This window comes from Microbacterium sp. MAH-37 (genome assembly GCF_009758255.1).
In the GTDB taxonomy this organism is placed as follows: Bacteria; Actinomycetota; Actinomycetes; order Actinomycetales; family Microbacteriaceae; genus Microbacterium.
Genome location: NZ_WSEN01000006.1, coordinates 374,807 through 391,930, shown reverse-complemented (window position 1 = coordinate 391,930; position 17,124 = coordinate 374,807). Strand labels below are relative to the sequence as shown.

At 69.2% G+C, this 17,124-nt stretch carries 18 protein-coding genes; 10 read left to right on the top strand and 8 right to left on the bottom strand.

The genetic code is table 11. The features are described 5' to 3' along the window. Window positions 1-28: 28 nt before the first annotated feature. Window positions 29-1,477 carry a glyceraldehyde-3-phosphate dehydrogenase gene (locus GON06_RS07715; RefSeq protein WP_157311681.1) on the top strand — a complete coding sequence of 483 codons (1,449 nt, stop codon included), beginning with the start codon at window positions 29-31 and terminating at the stop codon, window positions 1,475-1,477. A 95-nt stretch (window positions 1,478-1,572) separates the two neighbouring features. Next, entirely contained in the window at window positions 1,573-2,619 is a 1,047-nt protein-coding gene (locus tag GON06_RS07710; protein ID WP_157311826.1) for a winged helix DNA-binding domain-containing protein, read from the top strand. A 129-nt stretch (window positions 2,620-2,748) separates the two neighbouring features. Here the strand turns inward: GON06_RS07710 and GON06_RS07705 are convergent, their stop codons facing one another. Beyond that, a complete protein-coding gene (locus GON06_RS07705; RefSeq protein ID WP_157311680.1) occupies window positions 2,749-4,191 on the bottom strand; it encodes a helix-turn-helix domain-containing protein in 1,443 nt (480 codons plus the stop codon). A gap of 109 nt (window positions 4,192-4,300) precedes the next feature. On the opposite strand from GON06_RS07705, the gene GON06_RS07700 reads away from it, so the two are divergent. The 3 genes from GON06_RS07700 (at window position 4,301) to GON06_RS07690 (ending at window position 6,973) form a co-directional block, all read left to right on the top strand. Continuing rightward, window positions 4,301-6,172, top strand: a complete 1,872-nt coding sequence (locus tag GON06_RS07700) for a phosphoenolpyruvate carboxykinase (GTP) (RefSeq protein ID WP_157311679.1) — start codon at window positions 4,301-4,303, stop codon at window positions 6,170-6,172. A 76-nt stretch (window positions 6,173-6,248) separates the two neighbouring features. Continuing rightward, window positions 6,249-6,608: a YidH family protein gene (locus tag GON06_RS07695; protein WP_157311678.1), complete on the top strand. Its 360-nt coding sequence runs from the start codon at window positions 6,249-6,251 to the stop codon at window positions 6,606-6,608. Further along, on the top strand, window positions 6,605-6,973 hold the full coding sequence (locus GON06_RS07690; RefSeq protein ID WP_157311677.1) for a DUF202 domain-containing protein: 369 nt from the start codon (window positions 6,605-6,607) through the stop codon (window positions 6,971-6,973). Before GON06_RS07695 ends, GON06_RS07690 begins: the two co-directional genes overlap by 4 nt. 77 nt (window positions 6,974-7,050) lie before the next feature. Here the strand turns inward: GON06_RS07690 and GON06_RS07685 are convergent, their stop codons facing one another. Then, entirely contained in the window at window positions 7,051-8,922 is a 1,872-nt protein-coding gene (locus tag GON06_RS07685; RefSeq protein WP_157311676.1) for an ABC transporter ATP-binding protein, read from the bottom strand. A gap of 107 nt (window positions 8,923-9,029) precedes the next feature. Here GON06_RS07685 and GON06_RS07680 point away from each other — a divergent pair, with 107 nt between their 5' ends. The 3 genes from GON06_RS07680 to GON06_RS07670 are packed head-to-tail and all read left to right on the top strand — an operon-like array spanning window position 9,030 to window position 11,721. Then, a complete protein-coding gene (locus tag GON06_RS07680; RefSeq protein WP_332837266.1) occupies window positions 9,030-9,971 on the top strand; it encodes an ABC transporter ATP-binding protein in 942 nt (313 codons plus the stop codon). Further along, the gene (locus GON06_RS07675) at window positions 9,968-10,903 is read left to right on the top strand and encodes an ABC transporter permease (RefSeq protein ID WP_157311674.1); all 936 of its coding nucleotides are present in this window, start codon (window positions 9,968-9,970) and stop codon (window positions 10,901-10,903) included. The genes GON06_RS07680 and GON06_RS07675 overlap by 4 nt, the downstream gene beginning before the upstream one ends. Continuing rightward, a complete protein-coding gene (locus GON06_RS07670) occupies window positions 10,900-11,721 on the top strand; it encodes an ABC transporter permease (RefSeq protein WP_157311673.1) in 822 nt (273 codons plus the stop codon). Before GON06_RS07675 ends, GON06_RS07670 begins: the two co-directional genes overlap by 4 nt. A gap of 4 nt (window positions 11,722-11,725) precedes the next feature. Here the strand turns inward: GON06_RS07670 and GON06_RS07665 are convergent, their stop codons facing one another. Then, the gene (locus GON06_RS07665) at window positions 11,726-11,932 is read right to left on the bottom strand and encodes an AsnC family protein (RefSeq protein WP_157311672.1); all 207 of its coding nucleotides are present in this window, start codon (window positions 11,930-11,932) and stop codon (window positions 11,726-11,728) included. 73 nt (window positions 11,933-12,005) lie between these two features. On the opposite strand from GON06_RS07665, the gene GON06_RS07660 reads away from it, so the two are divergent. Then, window positions 12,006-13,037 carry a S66 family peptidase gene (locus tag GON06_RS07660; RefSeq protein WP_157311671.1) on the top strand — a complete coding sequence of 344 codons (1,032 nt, stop codon included), beginning with the start codon at window positions 12,006-12,008 and terminating at the stop codon, window positions 13,035-13,037. Between the two features lie 73 nt (window positions 13,038-13,110). Continuing rightward, window positions 13,111-13,314, top strand: a complete 204-nt coding sequence (locus GON06_RS07655; RefSeq protein WP_157311825.1) for an HAD-IA family hydrolase — start codon at window positions 13,111-13,113, stop codon at window positions 13,312-13,314. A 3-nt stretch (window positions 13,315-13,317) separates the two neighbouring features. Here GON06_RS07655 and GON06_RS18505 read toward each other — a convergent pair whose 3' ends face one another. The 5 genes from GON06_RS18505 to GON06_RS07630 form a co-directional block, all read right to left on the bottom strand. After that, on the bottom strand, window positions 13,318-14,079 hold the full coding sequence (locus tag GON06_RS18505) for a hypothetical protein (RefSeq protein ID WP_198346643.1): 762 nt from the start codon (window positions 14,077-14,079) through the stop codon (window positions 13,318-13,320). Beyond that, window positions 14,076-14,660 (bottom strand): RNA polymerase sigma factor, encoded by a 585-nt coding sequence (locus GON06_RS07645; protein ID WP_157311670.1) that lies wholly within the window; start codon window positions 14,658-14,660, stop codon window positions 14,076-14,078. The genes GON06_RS18505 and GON06_RS07645 overlap by 4 nt, the downstream gene beginning before the upstream one ends. A gap of 43 nt (window positions 14,661-14,703) precedes the next feature. Continuing rightward, window positions 14,704-15,114: an MmcQ/YjbR family DNA-binding protein gene (locus GON06_RS07640; protein WP_157311669.1), complete on the bottom strand. Its 411-nt coding sequence runs from the start codon at window positions 15,112-15,114 to the stop codon at window positions 14,704-14,706. 66 nt (window positions 15,115-15,180) lie between these two features. Further along, window positions 15,181-16,641 (bottom strand): MFS transporter, encoded by a 1,461-nt coding sequence (locus GON06_RS07635; RefSeq protein ID WP_198346642.1) that lies wholly within the window; start codon window positions 16,639-16,641, stop codon window positions 15,181-15,183. Window positions 16,642-16,741: 100 nt separating this feature from the next. Further along, window positions 16,742-17,104 carry a Fe-S protein gene (locus GON06_RS07630; protein WP_157311668.1) on the bottom strand — a complete coding sequence of 121 codons (363 nt, stop codon included), beginning with the start codon at window positions 17,102-17,104 and terminating at the stop codon, window positions 16,742-16,744. Window positions 17,105-17,124: the final 20 nt, after the last annotated feature.

Genomic DNA, 17,124 nt, shown 5'->3' with positions numbered 1-17,124 from the left:
TCCGGCGCGCATGCATGCAAGGAAGCAGATGAACGATTTCGCCGCCCGCCACGATGAATGGGCCTCGCGAGAGGAACTGGCCGAGCGGATGATCCCGCTCATCGGGTCGCTCCGCCGCGAGCGCGACGTGGTGACGTCGCTGCACGGACACCGGCTGCTCGGCCTGTCGACCAAGGGACTGCTCGAAGTGCACGAGCGGGTCGCGCAGCTCGGTCACGCGCAGCTGCGCGTGGAGGACACCCTCGCCGTGCTCGAGGGCCTTCGCCGGCTGAATCCGGGTGCGTCGTCTATCGACGTCGCGCGCCTCGTCGAGGGCCACGCCGCCGACGATCGCGAGCTCGACGAGTACCTGCGCGAGGTGCTCGCCCCGGCGCTCGGCGCCGAGCCCGCCGAGCCCGCCGACGTCGTGCTGTACGGCTTCGGCCGCATCGGACGTCTGCTCGCCCGCATCCTCATCGCGCACACCAGCGGCGGCAGCGGCCTTCGTCTGCGCGCGATCGTGGTGCGCCGCGGCGCCGAGAACGACATCGTCAAGCGCGCCTCGCTGCTGCTGCACGACTCGGTGCACGGTCGGTTCGAGGGCTCCGTCGAGGTCGACGAGGCGAACTCGCAGATCATCGCCAACGGCACCCGCATCCAGGTGATCTACTCCGACGACCCCACGTCGGTCGACTACACCGCCTACGGCATCCACGACGCGATCGTCGTCGACAACACCGGACGCTGGCGTGACGCCGACGGTCTCTCCCAGCACCTGCAGGCCAAGGGCGTGGCCCGCGTGCTGCTCACCGCGCCGGGCAAGGGCGAGCTGAAGAACATCGTGCACGGCATCAACGACGGCACGATCGAGGACTCCGATCGCATCCTGTCGGCGGCGTCGTGCACGACCAACGCGATCACACCGGTGCTGAAGGCGATGGACGAGGCGTACGGCATCGTGCGCGGCCACGTCGAGACGGTGCACTCGTTCACGAACGACCAGAACCTCACCGACAACTTCCACAAGGGCGACCGCCGCGGCCGCAGCGCGGTGCTGAACATGGTCATCACCGAGACCGGCGCGGCCAAGGCCGTCGCACGGGCGCTGCCCGAGCTGGCGGGCAAGCTGACCGGTTCGGCCATCCGCGTGCCCACGCCCGACGTGTCGCTCGCGGTGCTGCACCTGACTCTCGAGAACCCGGCCGACCGGGAGCAGCTCAACGACTACCTGCGTCGTGCGTCGCTGCACTCCAAGCTGCGTCAGCAGATCGACTACGTCGAGAGCCCCGAGGTCGTCTCGACCGACTTCGTCGGCTCGCACCGCGCCGGCATCGTCGACGGCCTGGCCACGATCGCCACCGGCAACGACGTCGTGCTGTACGTCTGGTACGACAACGAGTACGGCTACTCCTGCCAGGTCATCCGCGTGCTCGAGACGATGGCCGGCTCGCACCCGGTCGTCATCCCGACCCGCCGCGAGGTCACGCTGCAGGGCTGACCCGCCCTCTGCTCCGGTCTCACTCGTTGCGGGTGTTTCCCTCCGGTGGACCCGCATCCGTTGGGACCGGAGCCGTGTCGGCGGCATCCGGCATGATGGGGCGGGTGAACACGAAACGCCTGCTCGCCGAGCGGTTGCGCTCGCACCGTCTCACGGCCCCGACGCGGACGGTGGCGGACGCCGCGGCGCATCTGCTCGCGGTGCAGAGCCAGGACTTCGTGGCCGGGCGCTGGGCGCTCGGCGCGCGTACCCGCGGTGCCGTCGCACTGTCGCAGGTGGATGCCGCGTTCACCCGCGGTGAGATCGTGCGCGCCTGGCCGATGCGCGGCACGCTGCACATCGTCCCGGCCCGCGACCTCGGCTGGATGCTGTCGGTCACCGCGCAGCGACAGCACCAGCAGGCGGCGAGCCGGCACCGTCAGCTCGGCATCGACGACGGCGTCGTCGCGGCCGCAGAACGCGCGCTGCGAGAACGGATGGACGGCGGGATGACCCGCGCGCAGGCGTTCGAGGCGTTCGAGTCGGTCGGCATCGATCCGCGGGATCAGCGCGGCATCCACCTGCTGTTCGTGTTGACGATCAACGGCGTGCTCTGCCAGGGGCCGGTCGTGGGCAAGGACCAGCTGTTCGTGGTCGCCGAGGACTGGATCACTGATGCGGCACGGCCGGACGATCCGCTCGCCGAGCTCTTCGTGCGGTACGTGACAGGCCATGGCCCTGCCGGTGCGGCGGACCTGGCCTGGTGGGCGGGGCTCACGCTCGGCCAGGCGCGGGAGGCGGTCGAGCGCGGCCGGCACCGGGTGACGGAGGTCGAAGACGGGGTGTTCGTCGCTGCCGAGACGCCGCGGCGGGCCGCCGGGGCGGCATCCGTGCACGTGCTGCCGGCTTTCGACGAGTACTACATCTCGTACGCCGACCGCACGCCCGTGTGCGCCCCCGAACACGCGATGGCGGTCGGGCCAGGCAAGAACGGCATGGTGCGTCCGACGATCGTCGCGGACGGCCGGGTCGTCGGCACCTGGTCGCATGCCGGAGCAGAGGGCGCCGCCCCGGAGCCGCAGTTCTTCGCGCCTCCGTCAGACGGGGTGGCGGATGCCGCGGCATCCGCCCTTGCCCGCTTCGCTGCGTTCCGCGCCGGCTGACGCGGCATCCGCCATCCCCGTAGCCGGGAACAGGAGATTCGGCGAGAACAGGACGGATGCTCGGCACTCGTCCTGTACTCGCGTGTTCTCCTGTTCTCGGTGACCTGGCGAAGACTGCGAGGTTCCGGATCAGCCGGCGGCGTGCCTCTCGAGGAAGTCGTACACCTCGGTGTCGTCGACGCCGGGGAAGGCGCCGCGGGGGAGCGGCGAGAACATGTGCGTGTGCACGCGGGCGCTCGGCCAGGCCCGGCCGCTCCAGCGGCTGACCTGATCGGCATCAGGACGACGGCAGCAGGCCTCATCGGGGCAGGTCGACTGAGCGCGGGCCGAGGTCTCGCGCCCACGCCACCAGCGTGCGTCGTCGAACGGCACGCCGATGGTCACCGAGAACTCGCCGTCGCTCGACGTGCCGGTCTGCGTCGCGCACCAGAACGTGCCGGCCGGGGTGTCTGTGTACTGATGCTGCTCGGTGGTGCGGTTCTGCTGGCCGAATGCCGCGCGGGCCTGGAACTTGCGGCACACGGGCTGGCCCTCGACCGATCCGGTGACGTCCATCGGGAGCGGCAGATCGTCGTTCTCGTAGACACGGGTGATCGCGCCCGAGGAGTCCACGCGCAGCATGTGCAGCCGCATGCCGAGGTGCTCGGTCATGAGATTGGTCATGCGCAGCGCCGCAGCCTCGTGGGTGACACCGAACGCGTCGCGGAAGTCCTCTACGGCGAGATTGCGATCCTTCTTCGCCTGCTGCAGGAACGCCACGCCCGCGGTCTCGGGGATCAGGCAGCACGCGGCGAAGTAATTGATCTCCAGCCGCTGCTGCAGGAAGTCCGCGTAGTCGGTGGGCGGGGTGTGCCCGAGCAGACGGTGCGCCATCGCCTGCAGCGCCATCGAGCGCAGGCCGTGGCCGCCGGGGATCGATGCCGGCGGCAGGTAGATGCGCCCGTTCTCGAGATCGGTGAGCGACCGGGTCGAGTGCGGCAGGTCGTTGGCGTAGATCAGCTCGAAGCCGAGTTTCTCGGCCATGATGCTGACCGTGCGGTGCGTGAGGGCGCCGGAGGTGTGCCCCGCGGCCTTGAGCTGCTTCTCGGCGAGCTTCTCGATGTCTCCGCGGTAGTTGTTCTGCGCGCGCATCCGCAGCCGGAGCTCGGTGTTCGCGCGACGCGCCTCCTCCGGGGTGGCGATCGCCTCGCGCTCGCGGCGCTGCAGCTCGTGGTGCAGGCCGAGCACCGACTCGATGGTCTCGTCGCTCATGCCCTTGGTCACCCGCACCGGGGCGATGCCGAGCTGACGGAACACGGGGGAGCGCTGCGCGCGGTCGAGCTCGATCTCGAGGGCCGCCCTGCGGTTCGGCGGCTCGCCGGAGATGAGGTCCGCCACCTCGGTGCCGCAGGCCTCGGCGATCGCCTGCAGCAGCGACAGCTTGGGCTCGCGCTTGCCGTTCTCGATGAGGCTCAGCTGCGAGCCGGCGATGCCGACTTTGGCGCCCAGCTCATCGAGGGTGAGGCCGCGTGCCACCCGGTGGTGACGGATGCGGTGCCCGAGGGTGGTCAGTTCCAGTCCGGTGCTCGCCATGACTTGATCATAGCGAAAGATTTGGAGTTCTTTCTGCGCTGCTGATCGGAAAGTCGTCATGTTTCGCGAAGAAGATGGATGTACAGCACCCCGCGTCGAAGGAGCAGAAATGGCTATCGCCGAGACGTTCACCCCTCACCTCTCAGCAGTCGCCCCCGTACGCAGCTACGGTTCGGCTCCTGCGTACGACACCCCTGCCATGGCGGAGCTGCGCGAGTGGGTCGACGGCATCGCCGCGCTGACGCAGCCCGACCGTGTGCACTGGATCGACGGCTCCGCCGCGGAGAACGACGCGATCATGCGCGAGCTGGTCGCCGAGGGCAAGATCATCAAGCTGAACCCCGAGTGGCGACCCGGCTCGTACCTGGCGCGCTCGCACCCCAGCGACGTGGCGCGCACCGAGGCGCGCACCTTCATCGCCTCCGAGAAGGAGGAGGACGCCGGCCCGACGAACAACTGGGCCGACCCGGTGGAGATGCACGCCACCATGGATCGCATCTTCGAGGGATCGATGCGCGGACGTACCATGTACGTCATCCCCTTCTCGATGGGCCCCGTCGGCGGCAAGCTCTCGCACATCGGCGTTCAGATCACCGACAGCGCCTACGCGGTGGCATCCGTCGGCATCATGACCCGCGTCGGCGACGCGGTCACCCGCCAGATCGCTGAGGGAGCCCCGTGGGTGCGCACCGTCCACACGGTGGGCGCCCCGCTCGAGCCGGGCCAGCAGGATGTGGCGTGGCCGTGCAACGACGAGAAGTACATCGTGCACTTCCCGGACACCCTCGAGGTCTACTCCTACGGTTCGGGCTACGGCGGCAACGCCATCCTCGCCAAGAAGTGCTTCGCGCTGCGCATCGCCTCGGTGATCGCCCGCGACGAGGGGTGGCTGGCCGAGCACATGCTGCTCATCAAGGTGATCTCGCCCGAGGGGCGCGCCTACCACGTCGCGGCGGCGTTCCCCTCCGCCTGCGGCAAGACGAACCTCGCCATGCTGCGCCCGACCATCCCCGGCTGGAAGGTCGAGACCCTCGGCGACGACATCGTCTGGATCCGTCCCGGTGAGGACGGCCGGATGCACGCGATGAACCCCGAGGCCGGCTTCTTCGGCGTCGCGCCCGGCACCGGCGAGTCGACCAACGTCACCGCCGTCGAGACCCTGTGGGGCAACACGATCTTCACGAACGTCGCGCTGCGCCCCGACGGCGACGTCTGGTGGGAGGGGCTCACCGACACTCCGCCGGCCGAACTGATCGACTGGGAGGGCAACCCGTGGACGCCGGACTCCGGCCGTCCCGCCGCGCACCCCAACTCGCGCTTCACGGTCTCGGCCGCGCAGTGCCCGCAGATCTCGGACGACTGGGAGGACCCGGAGGGCGTGCCGCTCGACGTCATCCTGTTCGGCGGCCGCCGCGCCACCAACGTGCCGCTGGTCGTCGAGGCGACCGACTGGACGCATGGCGTCTTCCTCGGTTCGACCATCTCGTCGGAGCGCACCGCCGCGGCGGAGGGCACCGTCGGCGAGCTGCGCCGCGACCCGTTCGCCATGCTGCCGTTCTGCGGTTACAACATGGGCGACTACTTCGCTCACTGGCTGAAGGTCGGCCGCTCGCTGCGCTTCGACCGTGCCCCCCGCATATTCCAGGTCAACTGGTTCCGCCGCGGCGAGGACGGCCGCTTCCTGTGGCCGGGCTTCGGCGACAACTCGCGCGTGATCGACTGGATCATCCGCCGCGTCGAGGGTCGCGTTCCCGCCGTGGACAGCCCGATCGGACGCCTCCCCGTCGTCTCCGACCTGAACCTGGACGGGCTCGACATCCCGCAGGCCGACCTCGACGAGCTGTTCGCCGTCGACGCCGACGCCTGGCGTGAGGAGGCCGACAGGACCGAGGAGTTCTACGCGGTCTTCGGCGACAGGCTGCCCGCGGCGCTGCGCAGCGAGCTCGAGGCGCTGCGCTACCGCCTCGCGACCGCGAACTGAGCTCGTCATACCGATACGGATGCGGGATGCCGGTGAGCCGACGTCCCGCATCCGTTTCGGGTTCTAGGCTGAGGGCATGAGCGATCGACGGTTCCCGCGCAGCGTCTACGGCGTCGGCGAGGAGCCGGACCCCCGCTTCTCGCTCGCCAACGAGCGCACCTTCCTGGCCTGGATCCGCACGGCGCTCGCGCTGGTCGCGGTCGGCATCGCGATCGAGGCGCTGCAACTCGACATCCATCCGGTGCCGCGCTTCCTCGCGGCGGTGCTGTTCGTCCTGCTCGGAGTGATCGCGACCGTGCACGCCTGGGTGTCGTGGGCGCGCAGCGAGCGCGCGATGCGGCTGCATCTCGCGCTGGCCGGGCCTACGACCGGCGTCGTCATCGCGGCCGGGGTGATCATCGCCATCCTGCTGCTCGGCGCGGGACTGTTCCTGTGACGGAGGCCGCCGAGGGCGCGGATGCCGCGGCCGATCGTCCCTTCGACACCGGTCTGCAGACCGAGCGCACGCTGCTCGCCTGGCGGCGCACCTGCCTGGCGCTGGCGGTCGGCAACGGTGCGGCGATCAAGTACCTCTCGGATGCGCTGGGAGCGTGGGCGACCCTGCTCGGCTTCTTCGGGCTGGTGCTCTCCGTCGTGGCGTGGGTCCTCTGCAGCATCCGCTATCGCCGGGCGCACGGCGGCCTGGTGCGCGACGAGACGCTGATCGTGAGCGGACGTCTGCCCGCGATCATGACCGCCGCAGTGGGTGCGGCAGGCGTGGCCGCGCTCGTGGTGCTGTTCGCGCAGTGGCGTCCCTGGTGACCCCGTTCTGAGAGGCCACAGGACAGCTCGGCTCACGCCGAGCTGGCGGATGGCACCACCCCCGCTTCGCGTTGCCGTCAGACCAGTAGCTGGTGCTTCGCGAGGTCGCGGTACAGCGGCGTGGACTCGAGTAGTTCGTCATGGGTGCCCTGACCCACCACGGCGCCGTCCTGCAGTACCACGATCAGGTCGCTGTCGACGACGGTCGACAGCCGGTGCGCGATCACCACGAGGGTGCGGTCGGCGGAGACCGCGTCGATCGCCTCCCTCATCCGCTGCTCGTTGACGCCGTCCAGCGACGAGGTGGACTCGTCGAGCAGCAGGATCGGCGCCTCGGTCAGCAGCGCGCGTGCGATCGCGAGGCGCTGGCGCTCGCCCCCGGAGAGCATCACGCCGTCCTCACCGACCGGCGTCTGAAGCCCCAGCGGACCGCGCTCGAGCACGTCGCCGAGGTTCACGGCGCGCAGCACTCGCTCGCAGTCGGCGTCCGTGGCATCCGGCACCGCCAGGCGCAGGTTGTCGGCCAGTGTGCCTGCCAGCGTCGGCGCGTCCTGCTCGACGTACCCGAACTGGGCGCGCAGCTCGTTGCGCGGGTAAGTGCGCAGGTCGTGGCCGGCCAGCCGGATCGAGCCGCCGGTCGGGTCGTAGAAGCGCTCGATGAGCGAGAGGATCGTGCTCTTGCCGGCGCCGGACGGTCCGACGAGTGCGACGCGCGCCCCGCGCGGCACCGCGAACGACACCCCGCGCAGCACCTCGCGCTGGGCGGGAGCATCCGCCTCGGCCGCGAGGTGCGCGTCGGCCAGCAGATCGTTGGCGGCCTTCGCTGCCGCCTCACGGGCGGCGACGACGTTCTCCGGGTACTGGAACCGCACCTCGCGGAACTCGATGGCGGCGGAGCCGGCGACCGGCGCGGCCGTCGCAGCGGCATCCGGCTCGTCGGCGGCGGTCTCGGCCGGCAGATCGAGGATCTCCTGGATTCGGCCGAGCGCGCCGAGCGCCTGGTTCACCGACGTGATCGCGCCGAAGGCCTGCCCCAGCGGCATGATCAGCATGAACAGGAACATGATGAACGTGACCAGCGAGGCGATCGAGATCGCGCCGGACGCGACCCGGAAGCCGCCGACGCCCAGGACGACGAGCAGCGACAGCTGCAGCGCGATGCCGGCGATCGGGACGACGAGCGACGAGATCTTGGCGATCCGCACGCCGATGCCGTAGGCCTCGGTCGCGAGCCCGGTAACGGCTTCGGTCTCGCGTTCTGTCGCGCCGGAGGCGCGCACCGTGCGGATCGAAGAGACGGCGCGCTCGACGCCGGATGCCAGTTCGCCGACCTTCTGCTGCTGCGCGGTGGACGCCGTGCGGATGCGGCCGCTGAGCAGCACGACGACCACGACGGACGCACCGATCACCAGCACGATCAGCAGCAGCAGGACCGGGTCGATCACGAGCATCGCGATGAGCGCGCCGGCGAACAGCAGGGCGCTGCCCACGGCATCCGCGAGTCCCTGCGTGAGCACGGCGTAGAGCAGCGTCGTGTCGGTGCCCACGCGTGAGACGAGGTCGCCGGTACGGCGCGCGTCGAACTCGCTGATCGGCAGATGCAGGATGCGGGCGATCAGCCGTCGCCTGCTGGAGAGCACCACCGCGGTTCCGGTGCGCTGCAGCAGGTAGTGCTGGTAGCCCGAGATCACCGACGACACGATCACGAACGCGATCAGCGCCCAGATCAGCATGCCGAGCGGCAGGTTCTCCTGGACGCGCTGGATGACCTGGCCCACCAGCAGCGGCTGCACGAGCGAGGCGGCCGCGCCGACGATGCTGAGGATCGTGACGACCACCAGCACCTTCTTGTGTTCGAACAGGAACGGGAGGAGCTGGCGGAACGAGGCGCGCGGACCGTCCTGCTGCGCGCCGCGTCCGCGTCGGCGTGCTGTCGCCGTGCGAGACATGGGTGACCTTCTTCGATGGGGGCGGATCCATTGTGCTCCGGTTCGCTTATGGGTCGCCTGTCTGTTTCGGATGCCGGATGTCGGCGGAATCCACTACCGTGAGGCGGGTGCCGGAACCTGTGATCGCCGCCAGAGAGCTCGTCAAGGCTTATCGTGCCAAGGGCAAGCCCGACTTCCTCGCCGTCGACGGTCTGAGCTTCGAGGTCGCGCCCGGTGAGTCGTTCGGTCTGCTCGGCCCGAACGGCGCCGGCAAGTCCACCACCATGAAGATGGTCGGCGCGGTGTCGGCGCGCACCGGCGGGGACCTCAGCATCCTCGGCCTGGACCCCGACCGGTACGGGCCGGAGATCCGCTCCCGTCTCGGCGTCGTGCCGCAGCAGGACACCCTCGATGGCGAGCTGAACGTGCGCGAGAACCTGTACATCTACGGGCGTTACTTCGGGCTGCCCGCCAAGGTCTGCAAGGAGAAGGCCGCCGAGCTGCTCGCCTTCGCGCAGCTCGAGGACAAGGCTCAGGCGAAGGTCGAGCAGCTCTCCGGCGGCATGAAGCGGCGGCTCACGATCGCCCGCGGGCTGATCAACGATCCCCGAATCCTGCTGCTGGACGAGCCGACCACCGGCCTCGACCCGCAGGCGCGCCACGTGCTGTGGGATCGGCTGTTCCGCCTCAAGGAGCAGGGCACCACGCTGGTGCTCACCACGCACTACATGGACGAGGCCGAGCAGCTCTGCGACCGGCTGGTCGTCGTCGACAAGGGCCGCATCATGGCGGAGGGCACGCCGGCGTCTCTGATCCGCGAGCACTCCAGCAGGGAGGTCCTCGAGGTGCGGTTCGGCTCGGCGCACAACAAGGATGCGGCGAAGCGGATGCAGGGCATCGGCGACCGCGTCGAGGAGCTGCCCGACCGGGTGCTGGTGTACGCACAGGACGGCGAGGCCGCACTCGAGCAGGTCACCGCCCGCGACCTGCATCCGATCACCTCGCTGGTGCGACGATCGAGCCTGGAGGACGTGTTCCTGCGGCTGACCGGAAGGTCGCTGATCGAATGAACTCCTCTCATCCGGTTCCTGAGCGCCCTTCCTCGTCCTCGGGTCCTGAGCGAGCGAAGCGAGACGAAGGGCGCTCAGGAACCGAGCGAGACGAAGGACCCTCGCTCGACGAGCTGCGCGCCGAGGCGATCGCCGCTGCACGCCTGCCGCGTCGGCGCGGCTCCTGGTACGTCGCCGAGCACATCATCCGCGCGATGCGCGCCTACGGGTGGACCCTGGTCGTCGGCGCGGTCGGACAGCCGGTGCTGTATCTGGTCGGCCTCGCCCTGGGGCTCGCGGCGCTCATTCAGGCGCCGATCCAGGACGGCTCCCAGCAGGTCGGGTACGTCGTCTTCGTCGCGCCGGCGCTGCTGATGAGCGCCGCGATCACCGTGGCGTCGGAGGAGTTCAGCTATCCGGTGATGGCCGGGTTCAAGTGGCGCCGCTTCTTCTACGGGTTCAGCGCCTCGCCGCTGTCGTCGGGGCAGATCGTGAACGGTGAGGTGATCGGGGTGAGCGCCCGCGTGGTGCTGACCGCGGGGCTGTACTACCTGTTCCTGCTGATCTTTCCCGCCGTCGGGAATCCGGCGACGTCCTGGCTGATGATCCTGGTCGGCATCCTGGCCGCTCTCGCCTTCGGCACGCCGATGCTCGCCTACGCGGCATCCCTCGAGGAGGACACCGGGCAGTTCGCGCTGGTGCAGAGGTTTGTGTTCATGCCGATGTTCCTGTTCTCGGGAACGTTCTACCCGCTGGACAGCCTGCCGGTGTGGCTGCAGTGGATCGGCTGGATCTCGCCGCTCTGGCACGCGACCGAGCTCGGCCGCGACCTGTCCTACCCGCGCGACACCGACGGCGTGATGGTCGCCGTGCACCTGGTGGTGCTGCTCGCCTTCGCGGTGGGTGGCTACCTCGCCGCGCGGCGCATCTTCGCGAGGAGGCTGGCGGCATGACGACGACGACCGATGCTCCGCGCGTCCGCGCCGGCGGAGTCCGGGCGCTCTGGGCGGGGAACCCCTGGTCGGTGGTGCTGCGCGGCCTGATCGCCGCGCGATCGTCGAGCTTCGTGGTGATCCTGTCCGGCTTCTTCGAGCCGGTGCTCTATCTCGCGTCGATGGGCATCGGACTCGGTGCGCTGATCGGCGACGTGCAGACAGAGTCCGGGGCATCCGTGCCCTACGCGGCATTCATCGCACCCGCCCTCTTGGCGGTGTCGGCGATGAACGGCGCGATCTACGACTCCACCTGGAACGTGTTCTTCAAGCTGAACTACGGCAAGCTCTACGAGGGGATGCTGGCGACTTCGCTCGGCCCGCTCGACGTGGCGCTCGGCGAGATCATCTACGCGCTGCTGCGCGGCCTGGTCTACGCGAGCGGATTCATGATCATCATGCAGATCTGGGGGCTGAACCTGTCGTGGACGGCGATCCTCGCCCTACCCGCGGTGGCACTGATCGCGTTCGGCTTCGCGAGCTTCGGCATGGCGGTGACCAGCTACATGAAGGCGTTCCAGCACATGGACTGGATCCAGTTCGTACTGATGCCGATGTTCCTGTTCTCGGCGACGTTCTATCCGATCACCGTCTACCCGGAGTGGGTGCAGGCGATCGTGCAGGCGCTGCCTCTGTGGCACGGCGTGGAGCTGATCCGCGGGCTGACCACCGGTGCGCTGTACGTCGGGATGCTGTGGCACGTGCTCTACTACGTGGTCATGATCGCGATCGGGCTGGTCTTCACGACCAAGCGGCTGCGCGCGCTGTTCCTCGGGTGACCGGCTACTGGCGGCCGTAGCGCTTGTGCGCGGCCTGCTTCGAGATGCCGAGTGCGCTCGCGATCGCCTGCCAGGAGTACCCGGTCAGGCGCGCGCGGCGCACCTGCGCCTCCTCCGCTCGCGCGAGTTCGCGACGGATGCCGGTGAGCCGGTGCAGTTCGGCCAGCGGCTCACCGTCGGGGTCGGTGCTGATCGCCGTTCGCGTGGTCATGGGAGTCAATCTAGGTTGACGCATCGAGGTTTGTCAACCGTCATTGACGGTTCTCCTGTGGCAGGGTGGGCGGATGCTGATTCCCCCGAAAGCCCGTCCTGGTGACCGCGTCGCCGTCCTCTCGCCCGCCTTCGCCGCGCCGGCGGCGGGGCCGGAGGTTCATGAGCAGGCGATGCGGCGGCTCGAGGAGGCGACCGGGCTGATCCCCGTCGAATACCCGACGACGCGGCAGCTGGATGCCACTCCCGAGGCCAGGGCGGCCGACGTGAACGCGGCGCTCGCCGATCCGAGCATCCGGGCGATCCTCGCGACCATCGGCGGCGACGATCAGATCCTCGTCACGCCGCACCTCGACCCGGCGCTCGCGCAGGCCGACCCCAAGCCGTTCCTCGGCTTCAGTGACAACACGAACATCCTGAACTGGCTCTGGATGAACGGCGTCGCGGCCTTCCACGGCGGGTCGACGCAGCTGCACCTGGGCGCAGGACCCGGGATCGACGACATCCACCTGTGCTCACTGAGAGCGGCACTGCTGCACGGCGGTGAGATCGAACTGACCGAGCCGGGGGAGTCCGAGGACATCGGTCACCCGTGGGACTCCCCGGAGGCGCTGGCCCAGTTCGGCGACCGCATGCCGACTGAGGCGTGGACCTGGGCGGGTCCCGCGCGGCGCGTGGCCGGTCGCACCTGGGGCGGCAGCCTCGAGGTCATCGGTGAGCTCGCCCACGCCGACCGGCTGCCGTCCGTCGACGATCTCGAGGGTGCGATCCTGCTGCTGGAGACCTGTGAGGAGCTCCCGAACGCGGACTGGGTGCGGCGCTGGGTGCGTGCGCTCGGAGAACGCGGCCTGCTGGGCGCGATCGCCGGTGTGCTCGTCGCCCGCCCGATCGTCAGCAACTTCGAGTTCGACCCATCGCCCGAGGAGCGTGTGGCGCTGCGCGCCGCCCAGCGCGACGCGGTCATCGGAGAGGTCGCCCGGTACAACCCGGACGCCGTCGTGTGCGTCGGCGTGCCCTTCGGCCACACCCGCCCGCAGTGGATCCTGCCCTACGGCGGCACGGTGACGCTGGACGGCGCAGTCCGCACCGTGACCGCGCAGTACTGAGAGAGCTCCGGATGCCTGCGAAGAAGTTCCTGTTCGACATCGGCGGCGTGCTCGAGCTACTGGACGACGATGCCTGGCAGAGCAGCGCGTGAACAAGCCGTATCCGCAGGCCTACCTGCTCGCTCCGGAGCGCGTGGGTGCGGATGCCGCGGACGTGCTCTTCATCGACGACAGACAGCATTCCATCGACGGTGCTGCCGCCGTCGGCATCCGCGGCGTCCTGCAGCGCGAGAACGCCTCGACGATCGCTGCCATCGAGGCGTTCCTTGGGGAGTGACCGCTACTTCACGGGGACCGGCGGCGGGTCGCCGAGCTCGGCCGGGTCTCCGATCGGGAACCAGCCGATCACGGTCTCGCCGTCGGACTCGTACACCTTGATGTAGCCCTCGCCCTCGAACGCGCTCTGCTCAGAGTTCCTGGTGTACCCGATCTCGCCGTTCGACGCCTGCGCGGCCACGAGATCAGGGATCCCGTCATCGTTCGGCACGCCGTAGGTCTCACCTCGTGCGTTCACGCCCCAGGGTTTCGTGGTCGAGCTGCCGTATCGGGCCACGACCGACCACGGGGTGCCGGCATCCGCTGTCACGGTGATCGTCGTAGCGCCCTTCGCCGGGAGCAGGCCGTCGTCGATGTGCACCGTGTCCGTGGCCCGCACCGGATCGGAGCAGGTCCAGAAGACAGAGCCCGAGCGCGCCCCCTGCCCGGGGTTGGTCGGAACCTCGATCTTGCCGCCCTCCGAGCAGGTGACATCGAGGATGATCCGATCGGCCCATTCGGGGGCCGGCCCCAGATCGATGGTGGCGGTACCGGTGAAGGATCCGCTGACCGCTTCTCCGATCGGAGTGACGGTGGTCTGGCCCGGCAGCCCGCCCGCGACGACTGCCGCGCCGGCGAGCGCACCCGCCAGCGCCACCGATCCGCCGCCGATGGCAAGGGCGCGGACGTGCCGCTGATGCCGCTGCAGCCTGCTTCGACGTGTGCCGATCGCGGCGAGCTCGCGCTCGACGGCTGCGGCGAAGGTCCTGTCCAATGTCGTGTTCATGCGAGTTCTCCTTCTGCGTCGTAACGAGTGCTCCGGGGATGTTCGGAACCGAGATCGGCCTTCAGCCCATCCCGTGCACGTTTCAGCCGCATCCGCGCGGTACCCGGCTTGACTCCGATGACCTGCGCCGCATCGGCGACGCTGAGGCCGTCGAGGGTCGTGAGCACCAGCAGCGCGGCGTCGTCCGGCTTGAGCGTCGCAAGCGCGTCCCGCAGTCGGATGCCGAGGATCTGGGCATCGATCCTCCCGGCCGCCTCGGACTCCGCATCCTGAGTCTCTTCGCGGGGCATGCTCGCCAGCAGCCGGCGATACCGGTTGACGCTGCGCCGCTGGTTGCGTGCCGTGTTCGCGACGGTGACGAGCAGCCACGGCAGTACCGTGCCGTTCACCACACGCACGCTGCGCCGGCGCCGCCAGAGCTCGAAGAACGCGACCGCGGTGGCGTCCTCGGCATCGTGCGCCTGATCGAGCATCGCAGCCGCGCGCCGGAACACGCTGTCACGATGCATCCGGAACAGTTCGGCGAAGGCCTCACCGCTGCCGTCGCGCGCCCTGCGCCAGACCTCTTCTTCGTCGTTCATACCCAGGAATGTCCGGATGCCGCGAAAGCGTCACATGCGCGGCTCATTCCAGTCCGTGCTCGGCGAGCCATGCCTTCCCGACCGTGTGCGGGACGCGCAGCAGCCAGGCATCCGTCAGCGTCTCGCGCAGCAGCTGCTCGTCGATCGCGTCGAGCCGGGTGAGCACGGCCGGGAAGCCGTCGAAGTGCGGGATCGTGAAGAAGACCTCGGGGTAGGTCTCGATCAGTGCGGCCTTGGCCTGCTCACCGTCGACGCGGATGCCGATGATCACGCCCGCCGGCCACTCGCGACCCTGCGCATCGAGCTGCTCGAGGTCGTGCTTCCGTGGCGGGCGCTCCCAGACCAGCATCCCGGCGCTGGTGCGCCAGGACGCTCCGCCGCCGTGCCCCTCTGTCCTCTCCGAGACCCGGGGGAACTCCATCGCGATCCTGCGCACATCGTCGAGCGTCGCCATGCGGCCAGCGTAGACGCGGAGAGCCGCCGGCGCACGTGGCGTCGGCGGCTCTCCGGTTGAGCACGGCTAGAGCGTCGCTCCGGCAGAGACCCCCAGGTCGTCTTCGTAGTCGTGATCCTTCGTCTCCGGTGTCAGGAGCAGCGCGATGAAGGTGAGGACGGCCATGGCCGAGAGGTACAGGCCGACCAGCCAGGGGGCGCCGTCGCCCCACTCCCACAGCTTCACCGCGATCAGCGGTGCCACCGCGGCACCCAGGATCGAGGACACGTTGTACGAGATCGCCGAGCCCGAGTAGCGCACGTTCGTCGGGAACAGCTCCGGCAGCAGCGCGCCCATCGGCCCGAAGGTCGCACCCATCAGCATGAAGCCGAACACCAGGAACGCCTGCACCAGCGCGCCGGTGAACTTCGGGTCCATCTGGGGGAGCAGGAAGGTGTTGAAGGTCAGGCCGAACACGATGATCAGCCCGGTGACCCACAGCAGCAGCTTGCGGCGACCGACCGCATCGGCGATCGGACCGGACAGCAGCGTGAAGAGCCCGAAGAACACCACGCCGATGATCTGCATCAGCACGAAGTCGGTGTATCCGAACCCGAGGCCGGGGTAGAACTGCGCGGCGAATGCCGCAGGGTCGAAGGCGGCGCCGGTCGCCTCGGCCGCCTTCTGCGCGGCGGCAGAGGCCGTCTCGAGATCGGCGGCCTTGGTGCCGTAAGCGAGCGTGAAGTTCGTCATCAGATAGAACAGCACGTAGGTGGCCAGCATGATGAACGTGCCGAGGATCAGCTGCTTCCAGTGGTACCGGAACACCGTGGCGAGCGGGAGCTTGCGGATCGCGCCCTTCTGCTCGGCCTTCTTGAAGGTGTCCGACTCGACCAGCTTCAGGCGCACCCAGAGGCCGATGATGACCATCACCGCCGAGAACAGGAACGGGATGCGCCAGCCCCAGGACAGGAATGCCTCGGATTTCAGCGCCGGGTTGTCGGCGTGCGGCAGTGCCCAGTTGATGCCGAGGAACAGGAAGTTCGCGATGATGAACCCGAGAGGGGCACCCAGCTGGGGGAAGGTCCCGTACCAGGCGCGCTTCCCCTTCGGCGCGTTCTCGGTGGCGACCAGCGCAGCCCCGGACCACTCGCCGCCGAGCGCGAAGCCCTGCGCCAGACGCAGGACGAGCAACAGCAGCGCCGCCACCCAGCCGATCTGCTGGAAGGTGGGCAGCAGTCCGATGAGGAACGTGGCGATCCCCATCGTGAGCAGAGAGGCCACCAGCGTGGCCTTGCGGCCGAACCTGTCGCCGAAGTGGCCGAAGACGACGGCGCCGATCGGACGCGCGACCATGGCGGCGCCGAACACGCCGAACGATGCCAGCAGCGACGTGGTGTCGTTTCCGGTGGGGAAGAACAGCACGGGGAACACCAGCACCGCTGCGGTCGCGTAGGCGTAGAAATCGTAGAACTCGATCGTCGTGCCGACGAGACTCGCGAGTATGACTCGTGATCGAGGGTTGGCGGGCGCGCTTGTCGTGGTCATCAGTCCTCCGGTCGTGCGTTCCCAGCGCTGGATCGGAGTCTAGGGGATCCCCGCCCTCGCCCGGAGCAGCGTTACTGCGCGGCTCCGGGCGGAAGAGGACTCAGTGCCAGAAGAATCCGAGTGCGGCGTTCAGCAGTGCCAGCACGCCGACAGCCCAGAACGCGCCGGCCGGTACCGCCTCGCCGCGCTTCTGCTTGGCCATGCCCATGCCGATCAGGCCGCCGATGATGATCAGGACGACGAGCTTGACGGTGATCTTGATGTAGAAGCTCATCCCCGGGGTCCACTCGATGCCCCACGGGGCCGCGAGAGCGAGACCGGCGACGCCGGCGATCGCCAGGCCGACGTTCATCAGCTGGGTGAACTGCCTCTTCCCTCCGAAGGCCTGCGCCGCCCAGGCTCCGAAGAGCACGGCGAAGCCGAGAAGGTGGACGAACACGACGACAGCGCGGAGGGTTTCCATGGCTTCAGGCTAGCTGAAAC

Excerpts from the sequence above, each read along its gene's own strand:
- GON06_RS07635 (WP_198346642.1), bottom strand. The coding sequence starts at position 16,641 with ATGACCACGACAAGCGCGCCCGCCAACCCTCGATCACGAGTCATACTC.
- GON06_RS07670 (WP_157311673.1), top strand. The coding sequence starts at position 10,900 with ATGACGACGACGACCGATGCTCCGCGCGTCCGCGCCGGCGGAGTCCGG.
- GON06_RS07700 (WP_157311679.1), top strand. The coding sequence starts at position 4,301 with ATGGCTATCGCCGAGACGTTCACCCCTCACCTCTCAGCAGTCGCCCCC.
- GON06_RS07640 (WP_157311669.1), bottom strand. The coding sequence starts at position 15,114 with ATGGCGACGCTCGACGATGTGCGCAGGATCGCGATGGAGTTCCCCCGG.
- GON06_RS07705 (WP_157311680.1), bottom strand. The coding sequence starts at position 4,191 with ATGGCGAGCACCGGACTGGAACTGACCACCCTCGGGCACCGCATCCGT.
- GON06_RS07645 (WP_157311670.1), bottom strand. The coding sequence starts at position 14,660 with ATGAACGACGAAGAAGAGGTCTGGCGCAGGGCGCGCGACGGCAGCGGT.
- GON06_RS07710 (WP_157311826.1), top strand. The coding sequence starts at position 1,573 with ATGGGGCGGGTGAACACGAAACGCCTGCTCGCCGAGCGGTTGCGCTCG.
- GON06_RS07665 (WP_157311672.1), bottom strand. The coding sequence starts at position 11,932 with ATGACCACGCGAACGGCGATCAGCACCGACCCCGACGGTGAGCCGCTG.
- GON06_RS07630 (WP_157311668.1), bottom strand. The coding sequence starts at position 17,104 with ATGGAAACCCTCCGCGCTGTCGTCGTGTTCGTCCACCTTCTCGGCTTC.
- GON06_RS18505 (WP_198346643.1), bottom strand. The coding sequence starts at position 14,079 with ATGAACACGACATTGGACAGGACCTTCGCCGCAGCCGTCGAGCGCGAG.
- GON06_RS07675 (WP_157311674.1), top strand. The coding sequence starts at position 9,968 with ATGAACTCCTCTCATCCGGTTCCTGAGCGCCCTTCCTCGTCCTCGGGT.
- GON06_RS07715 (WP_157311681.1), top strand. The coding sequence starts at position 29 with ATGAACGATTTCGCCGCCCGCCACGATGAATGGGCCTCGCGAGAGGAA.
- GON06_RS07695 (WP_157311678.1), top strand. The coding sequence starts at position 6,249 with ATGAGCGATCGACGGTTCCCGCGCAGCGTCTACGGCGTCGGCGAGGAG.
- GON06_RS07685 (WP_157311676.1), bottom strand. The coding sequence starts at position 8,922 with ATGTCTCGCACGGCGACAGCACGCCGACGCGGACGCGGCGCGCAGCAG.
- GON06_RS07660 (WP_157311671.1), top strand. The coding sequence starts at position 12,006 with ATGCTGATTCCCCCGAAAGCCCGTCCTGGTGACCGCGTCGCCGTCCTC.